This is a genomic window from Amphibiibacter pelophylacis (assembly GCF_037688875.1).
GTDB lineage: Bacteria > Pseudomonadota > Gammaproteobacteria > Burkholderiales > Burkholderiaceae_C > Amphibiibacter > Amphibiibacter pelophylacis.
Window position 1 is genome coordinate 102,185 of sequence record NZ_JAWDIE010000012.1, and the last position, 7,395, is coordinate 109,579.

At 54.9% G+C, this 7,395-nt stretch carries 8 protein-coding genes and 1 tRNA gene; 3 read left to right on the forward strand and 6 right to left on the reverse strand.

All coding sequences use genetic code 11. The features are described 5' to 3' along the window. Positions 1-66 precede the first annotated feature (66 nt). The 3 genes from RV045_RS09200 to RV045_RS09210 all read left to right on the forward strand — a co-directional run bounded on the left by RV045_RS09200 (position 67) and on the right by RV045_RS09210 (position 2,076). On the forward strand, positions 67-684 hold the full coding sequence (locus RV045_RS09200) for a TRAP transporter small permease (protein WP_423235486.1): 618 nt from the start codon (positions 67-69) through the stop codon (positions 682-684). Beyond that, positions 681-1,964, forward strand: coding sequence for a TRAP transporter large permease (locus tag RV045_RS09205; protein ID WP_423235487.1), 1,284 nt, complete (start codon positions 681-683; stop codon positions 1,962-1,964). Before RV045_RS09200 ends, RV045_RS09205 begins: the two co-directional genes overlap by 4 nt. Before the next feature lie 38 nt (positions 1,965-2,002). Beyond that, positions 2,003-2,076 (forward strand) — tRNA-Gly (locus RV045_RS09210). Positions 2,077-2,237: 161 nt separating this feature from the next. Here the strand turns inward: RV045_RS09210 and RV045_RS09215 are convergent. The 6 genes from RV045_RS09215 to RV045_RS09240 all read right to left on the reverse strand — a co-directional run. Further along, complete coding sequence (locus RV045_RS09215) at positions 2,238-2,384, reverse strand: hypothetical protein (RefSeq protein WP_423235488.1); 147 nt, start codon at positions 2,382-2,384, stop codon at positions 2,238-2,240. Beyond that, the gene (locus tag RV045_RS09220) at positions 2,381-2,752 is read right to left on the reverse strand and encodes a DUF2059 domain-containing protein (protein ID WP_423235489.1); all 372 of its coding nucleotides are present in this window, start codon (positions 2,750-2,752) and stop codon (positions 2,381-2,383) included. Before RV045_RS09220 ends, RV045_RS09215 begins: the two co-directional genes overlap by 4 nt. A 196-nt stretch (positions 2,753-2,948) precedes the next feature. Continuing rightward, positions 2,949-3,209 carry a hypothetical protein gene (locus tag RV045_RS09225; protein WP_423235490.1) on the reverse strand — a complete coding sequence of 87 codons (261 nt, stop codon included), beginning with the start codon at positions 3,207-3,209 and terminating at the stop codon, positions 2,949-2,951. Positions 3,210-4,470: 1,261 nt separating this feature from the next. Then, complete coding sequence (locus RV045_RS09230; protein WP_423235491.1) at positions 4,471-4,914, reverse strand: hypothetical protein; 444 nt, start codon at positions 4,912-4,914, stop codon at positions 4,471-4,473. Positions 4,915-5,386: 472 nt separating this feature from the next. Next, positions 5,387-6,088 carry a hypothetical protein gene (locus RV045_RS09235; RefSeq protein WP_423235492.1) on the reverse strand — a complete coding sequence of 234 codons (702 nt, stop codon included), beginning with the start codon at positions 6,086-6,088 and terminating at the stop codon, positions 5,387-5,389. A 181-nt stretch (positions 6,089-6,269) separates the two neighbouring features. Beyond that, positions 6,270-7,395 (reverse strand): hypothetical protein (locus tag RV045_RS09240; protein ID WP_423235493.1); only part of this gene is annotated, 1,126 nt, incomplete at its 5' end.

Consider the following 7,395-nt stretch of genomic DNA (forward strand, 5'->3'; position numbering starts at 1 on the left):
TGGATCAACCATAAACACCGGGGGCCATGACCCCCGGCTTTTTTTCTGGCATGAACGGAGACTCTCATGCTCAACAGACTGTTGAACCATCTGGAAGAGGCGCTGGTGACCTTCCTGATGGGGGCGGCCACGGTGATCATTTTTGTGGCTGTGATGCACCGCTACCTGGCGGGGGCGCCCATTCCGGGTCTGCAGGACTGGCTGCTGACGCTGAACTTCGGCTGGGCCCAGGAGCTGTGCATCATCATGTTCGTGTGGATGGCCAAGTTTGGCGCCGCCTACGGTGTGCGCACCGGCATCCACGTGGGGGTTGATGTGCTGATCAACCGCCTGGGCCCGCGCAACCGGGGCCGTTTTGTGGTGTTTGGCCTGCTGGCTGGCGCACTGTTCACCGGGGTGGTGGCGGCGCTGGGCGCTGATTTTGTCTGGGAAAACGGCGCGCACTACGGCATTTTCCACGCGCTGGGCATCCCGACGGGCGATCTCTACGAAGGTCCGACCACGCCCGATCTGGAGTGGCCGACCTGGGTGGTGTACAGCGCCATTCCGCTGGGTTCGTCGCTGATGTGCTTCCGCTTCCTGCAGGTGGCCGTGGGCTTCATCCGCACCGGCGAACTGCCCCACCACGACCACGGCCATGTCGATGGCCTGGACGAAGAAACCGCCCCGGAGAAACACGCATGAGCGCGCTCGTTATTTTTTCGCTGCTGGCGGTGCTGATGCTCACCGGCATGCCGGTGTCGATTTCGCTGGGACTCACCGTCCTGACCTTCCTCTTCACGATGACGGATGTGCCGCTGCAGTCGGTGGCGCTCAAGCTGTTCACCGGCATCGAGAAGTTCGAGATCATGGCCATCCCTTTCTTTATCCTGGCCGGGAACTTCCTGACCCACGGCGGGGTGGCCAAGCGCATGATCCACTTCGCCACCGCCATGGTCGGCCACTGGTACGGGGGCCTGGGCCTGGCGGGCGTGCTGGCCTGCGCACTGTTCGCGGCGGTGTCGGGCTCCAGCCCGGCGACGGTGGTGGCCATTGGCTCCATCCTGCTGCCGGCCATGGTCAAGGCGGGTTTCCCCAACCGCTTTGGCGCGGGCATCATCACCACTTCGGGCGCCCTGGGCATCCTGATCCCGCCATCCATCGTGATGGTGATGTATTCGGTGGCGACCAACACCTCGGTGGGCGCGCTGTTCATGGCCGGGGTGATCCCGGGTCTGGCGCTGGCTGCCGTGCTGGGCGGCGTCACCTGGTACCGTGCGCGCAAGTTCAACTACCCGCGCCAGCCCAAGGCGACCTGGGCCGAGCGCTGGGTGGCGTTCCGCCGTTCGGTCTGGGGGCTGCTGCTGATCGTGGTGGTCATGGGCGGCATCTACACCGGCGTGTTCACGCCCACCGAGGCGGCGGCCATGTCGGCGGTTTACGCCTTCGTCGTGGCGGTCTTCATCTACCGTGACATGAGCCTGAAAGACGTGCCGCGCGTGCTGCTGAGCTCGGCCAACATGTCGGCCATGCTGCTGTACATCATCACCAACGCGGTGCTGTTCAGCTTCATCATGACCAACGAGAACATCCCGCAGGCGCTGGCCAGCTGGATGCTGGGCAATGGCCTGGGGGTGATCACCTTCCTGCTGGCCGTGAACGTGATCCTGCTGCTGGCGGGCAACTTCATGGAGCCCTCGTCCATCGTGCTGATTTTCGCGCCCATCCTCTTCCCGGTGGCGACGGCGCTGGGCATCCACCCGGTGCACTTCGGCATCCTCATGGTGGTCAACATGGAGGTCGGCATGTGCCACCCGCCGGTGGGGCTGAACCTCTACGTGGCGTCGGGCATCACCAAAATGGGCATCACCGAGCTGACCGTGGCCGTCTGGCCCTGGCTGCTGTCCATGCTGGGATTCCTCGTGGTCATCACCTATGTACCGGAGATCAGTCTGTGGCTGCCCCGGATGCTGGGCATGATCTGAGCGGCACGGCGCGCGTATAATCTGGTTCGCTGAGCGCGGCGGGTGTAGTTCAATGGTAGAACGGCAGCTTCCCAAGCTTCATACGAGGGTTCGATTCCCTTCACCCGCTCCAGCCTGTTTCAGCCTGGCCACTTCGCCAGATCCCTTCCCGCTAACCAGACGAGGATCCCGGCGCCTTTGGCTGTCCGCTGCCCCAGCGCCGCGAGCTTAAGCGGCTGGCTGGTGCCTGCAGCCAGGTCCGATTGTGCTGAGCCGTTGAGCCAGCCTCCTGAATCAGCCAAGCGCTTTTTCGTCTTTGGCCAGATTGGCATCCTTCATGGCCTGATCAATGATTGTGCGGATACGAGGGATCACGGTCATTAACTGGCTGTTCGTAAAGATCAGGGTCTTTTGGATGACAACAGGCATTTTGTTGATCATGGCCTGTCCTGCGGGCGAGCTGTAAAGCCGATCAGTCCGTCGATTTCGTCCTGGTCAAAGGTGTCCTGATAAATACGGACATATTGAGCCTTCAGTTTGGGCCAGCTGACTTCTTCGCGCAGGACGCCGATGAATTTGGCGGGCAGCCCGTCGAAGATGCGCTGCTGAGCCGCGTTCAGGGTTCGGCCTTCTGTCGCTTTCTGCAAAGACTGCTGGAATATTTTTTCGGCGCTGACATACGTTGAGTCAATCAGCGCTTCGCTGCGCGTCAGCGTCAGCAGTTTTTCGATGGATTCCTGCGAGGGAGGTGCTGCAGTTGCGACTGATGCGGCGGCAGCAAGAATGAAGGAGAGAATGTATTTTTTCATGAGATATGTTGCTTTGACTGAGTTCAAATGATCGGATCTGCTTCGGTTGGTAAAAATTCTACCCGCGTTGCCCAAGTTGCATGGGTACTGAAAAAGGCATTGGTTTGGGGTTGCGGTTCAAGGGGTTCGTGAAAATGAATCAGCTATTTTGTGTTTGCCGGAGAAATGTCATTTATTCGAGGCGTGTGCTGAAGCTTCAGCCAAAGCTCACCCGGGCATGGTCCTCAATCACGAATGGGATCTTCTGCTGCTGACACCAGGTCGACAAGTCTGCTCTGACACGCTCCCACTGCTGTCTTGCCCACTCAGGTGCTAAAGATTCCCACCTGGTTTGCGTCGGGAAATAAACTGTGATGACACCTGTCGACTGCTCGATGATAAAACTCATGCCATCCATTGTGCAAACCAGCTCCTCTTTCCACTTCGGCTGAAACTGGACTTTAGAAGTTGCGGTCATGTGATGCCTGCTGTTGACGTTCTGGGTGCGCGAAGGGTTTGATCTCACTGTGCGACTCGATGGCATACCGCTCAAGGCCCTGGACAAGAACCGCCCGGCGCGTCAACAAGATCGCAGTTGCAACGAGATAGAGCCATACCGCTGGCTGTAATGAATCAAACACCAGAATGGCTGCAGCGGTGCTTGCAGAACATAAACCCTGAAGAAATAAAATTCCAGCGAACTGCGACTTTAATCGGCCCGCGCCTGGAAGTGATCGGTTCCCAAGGCGAACGAGATCAACTCTGCCCCTAAAGTTAATTTGGAAAGCGTTCCAGCCTAGCCAAAACGCCAGCACAAGGAAGAGCAGGGCTACAGTTTCGGTTAGATTTTCCATAGGACCGTTTAGAAATACTTGATTGTGATGGAATGGACAACGCATTCAAAAGTCACGTCGAGCTCGCGAGATGATGATTTGGATGCCGAACAAGGCATTTCACAGTCCAGAACTCGCCGCACAGCGGTATGGCACCCGGTGTGAAAAAATCATGATGGGAACTCGGCATTTTTCATTTGTTCCGCTGTTCAAAAGAGGAAGTCCATGGCTATTGTTGCAGTTGGCGTTGATCTTGCCAATAATATTTTGACGTTCATGGCATTTATGAGGCTGTCGGCGGCGGTCCTACGTTCGAGCCAGTCGGTGCTTGGGGCGTACTTCCGGCGCATGTGCGATGCTCCATCTGGAAGGATTCAATCACGCCGCGCATCACATCCCTGGCCCGGAAAAGTGCCCAGCTTCGACGGGGGATATGATCGACCTGGGCTTGACATGCTCGACATATCCCTGCTTCCTCAACCTATCCACAAGCCACTTTTTGCCGTAGAGGCCACAAAAAATCATGGTCAGAAGATATGCCAGGGCACAGATGACTGTCGTCATGTTCAAGATTAACGCGATGTCAGCAAGTGAGCGTCGCTTAAATTCTATTGCTGCTTCGGCGCTTACGCTCATGAGTTTTATGAAAAAAGCTGTGAAGGCGAACTGACGCCACAAACCTTCCGAAATAGCCCAAAGACCCGGGAGAAAGAAGCCGACCCAGCAGAAGCCCATCGTCACTATTCGATGGTTGCCGTTGGGGTGGACAAGGTGAACTGACTCTTTCATAGATTTGAGAGTGCGATTTTGAAGCAGGAAGGACGATACCGAGATGTCTGTTGTCTGTACTCACCGTCCTGCGCGGGTTTACCGCGCCAGTCCGTGCTGAATGATGGGTTGGCGCACTTACATGAACTTATGCTCAAACTTCAATGCACCATCAACTGCCTTCAGCATATATACACGGTTGCTAAGCCCTCCCGATGGAAACGGGTATTTGGCCGAAAAAATGAAGAGACGATTGTCATCATCGTCATTTCGAAATATCTCGATGTGGCTAAGAAGACTCCAGTTGTGACGAGGATCGCCCGATATGGAGCAAGGGACGTAGTAAAGTGCAGGGTTGCTCCAGTACTTCCGGTGAATGACAGTTTTTTCTGCGATTGATTGTGCGACGTACTCTGAGTAGTCCTCTCCGCTTTCCATGACCGATTTGTCTCTCACCTCGGTTTCATATAGTTCAGCGAAGTATGCGTGCACGGTTTTAACTACCGCCTTGTCTGCATTAAGATAGATTTCGGGCAGCGACTGAAGTCGCTGCATCATGTTTATAGTGTTGATGATGTCCATGGGCAGAGTGCACTGAGGTTTAAAAGGTGAGATGACTGAAGACGTGGCCTTTTGATCATCCCATCGACAGAAGGATCAGGAATCTCTGACCTAAAGCGGTTCTTCAGCGGTTGCGTACTGATAATGAGTTGTTATTTCGTATGGATTTTCGTCGGAGCCGAAAAAAATCCACAGGCCAAGACAGTTTATGATCTACGAACTTGGGGCGGCATCAAAAGCGACTACAAAATAAGAGCGTGCTGTCCGGGTGGTAAAATAGAAAAGGAGTTATTCAAATATTCTGCCGCTTCGCGGCAGGTTGCGGGGTCTATCGCTTGACAGGTTGGGAAGTCCTTGTAGCCCAAGTTAACCGGCGCCGGAGCGCGAAGCGCGTAGGGCACCAATACTGGCAATGAAAATCGCGAAGCCATGGCCAGTGTTGGCGTCCGCGTTGAACGCCCAGTTAGGCCAGCGTTGCCTTGGAGCTTTGATGTCAAACATTGATGGTTCTATGGTTCTTCTTCTGTTTCTTTGATTCACGCCACACTTCAACGCGAAGGTGTGTCGGCAGTGGCCATAATGGCGCGCTTGGCCTGCGGGGCGGGCGATCCCTTTCTGTTTGCTCGCCTGGGTGGCCATCATCTGCACTTTCAAATGGAAGAGGGACTTGTTCGTGGAATTTCGGTGCTTGTGCAAGTGATTCGGCTAGGCTGGACATGAATTCCGGTGAGTCTTTAGCATCCTCACCAATGAGCAACTCTGCCTCTCTGGTGGCTTCTTCTGGCGTTATGTCGCCACGCTGGACCTTAAAAAATAGGCGTTGCAAGGAGCCTAGCGTCTCGCCTCGCTTTCTGGTTCTTGCAGCACTCCGGCTGGGCCAGATTTGCTTTTCTGCTGTTTCCGCGAGCGCGTCACTAACGGTGTTGACTTGATCTCGGATAATTTGAAGGCCCTGAATAAATGAGCCATAACCAGAGACGTCAACATAAACCGCAGCAAGTCCAGCCGCGATTCGACCCTTTCCTTTGATTGACCCTTCCTCTACCTCCAGTAATAAGGAGTAGTCAGGAAGCAAAAGACTGCGTTCGACGCTTTGCTCCCAACGGTCAAAGAGTTGAAGAGTGTATTTCTCCAGTCGCCGCTTGGAAAGACTCGGCACGACGAAGTAAAAGTCTGTTGTCCCTATATCAATCATCTTTTGGTACGTTAGTCGTGGCGTTCAATTTTGTGGGGCCTAACGTTTGAGCTGAGCGGACGCCGCCGGCAAGGCGCTTGGCCCGCGAGACGGATGATGACACTGGCTGGCTCGCGGGCCAAGCGGCTTGCCGGTGGAGGTCCGCTCGAGCGAAGGGTTAGGCCGCACCGCGAACATAGCTCTAGCCGCCCGTGTTTTTCTCGCTTCTGCGGAGGTCGACTTTGTCAATTATCTTGACCAATAGTTCCTGTGTATTTATTGGATAAGAATCGGAGCTGACACGTGAGAAGTCTCGATTTGAGAAGATTCGCGAAGCGACATCTGCTTTTATCTTGTGCTGGCTATCTTCCGGTAGTGAGGCGAGATAGGGAGACAGTGCCTTTAAATCGAGCGACGTTTGGAGGTGCGTATATTGCTGTTCACGATGCTTTCCGGATTCTCGTGCAAGGTATGCCGCTGGCGCGGACAGGAAGACGGCGACCAATACTCGAAACGCCGATCTCTCCCAACTAAATGTGGTTGCGGTCGTTTCCCAGAATGTGTACCCGAGAATGGTTGCGATCAGTAACATGCAGGCTAGGGATCCGTATCGCAACCAGTCTGCCATTGTACGCTCGTCTTTTGCGCTCTTTTCGTAGTCACCAGCGATGGCGCGTCCAGATACCTTACCAAGTAGCTCGTCAATCTCCTTCTGCTTTGCTTGCAGATCAAGTAGTGCAGTCTGATATGCAGATTCAACCTTTTCAATCTGTGCCTTTGCAGAGGCATCAAGATTGGAAAGTCTATCTTCAATCGTCTGAAGTCTCGAATGACTTTGCTCTTGCAGCGATCTTAGTCGGACCTCTTGCTGCTCTAGGGTTTCGGTCAGTTGTCTTGACCTTCTTAGAGCCTGTGATTGCAATGCAAACTTGGTCTTGTCGGAGTCGGCCTGCGGAATGTCGCCTTGTTCGAAGGGCTTTAGTACTGCAGGACTGCTTTCGGCAAGTGTTCGAAGCTCCTGCGCGCGTTCCAATAGGTTGTCTCGGATCAGACGGAGCTCAGGACTAGCGCCAGCTACAACCGACACATGTTGGGCTGTCATTTGCCCGTACACAGCAACCATCTTTGCGGCTTCGGAAATCTTCTCAGGGTCTCCAACTTCTGTCGCCGCTTCATACTGGCTACGGAAGGCCTTTACGGCCGCAACCGCATCTCGAAGCTCCTTGCTGACTGGTGTTGCTCCAACCTTCTTTGTCAGCAAATCAACAATGGAACTGACTTGACCTACGAGGTCCTCTGACCTTGTCCCTGAAAAACGTATCCCTTGC

What these genes read in the sequence shown, in the direction of transcription:
- RV045_RS09200 (WP_423235486.1), top strand. Translation starts at nt 67, where the DNA reads ATGCTCAACAGACTGTTGAACCATCTGGAAGAGGCGCTGGTGACCTTC.
- RV045_RS09205 (WP_423235487.1), top strand. Translation starts at nt 681, where the DNA reads ATGAGCGCGCTCGTTATTTTTTCGCTGCTGGCGGTGCTGATGCTCACC.
- RV045_RS09215 (WP_423235488.1), bottom strand. Translation starts at nt 2,384, where the DNA reads ATGATCAACAAAATGCCTGTTGTCATCCAAAAGACCCTGATCTTTACG.
- RV045_RS09220 (WP_423235489.1), bottom strand. Translation starts at nt 2,752, where the DNA reads ATGAAAAAATACATTCTCTCCTTCATTCTTGCTGCCGCCGCATCAGTC.
- RV045_RS09225 (WP_423235490.1), bottom strand. Translation starts at nt 3,209, where the DNA reads ATGACCGCAACTTCTAAAGTCCAGTTTCAGCCGAAGTGGAAAGAGGAG.
- RV045_RS09230 (WP_423235491.1), bottom strand. Translation starts at nt 4,914, where the DNA reads ATGGACATCATCAACACTATAAACATGATGCAGCGACTTCAGTCGCTG.
- RV045_RS09235 (WP_423235492.1), bottom strand. Translation starts at nt 6,088, where the DNA reads ATGATTGATATAGGGACAACAGACTTTTACTTCGTCGTGCCGAGTCTT.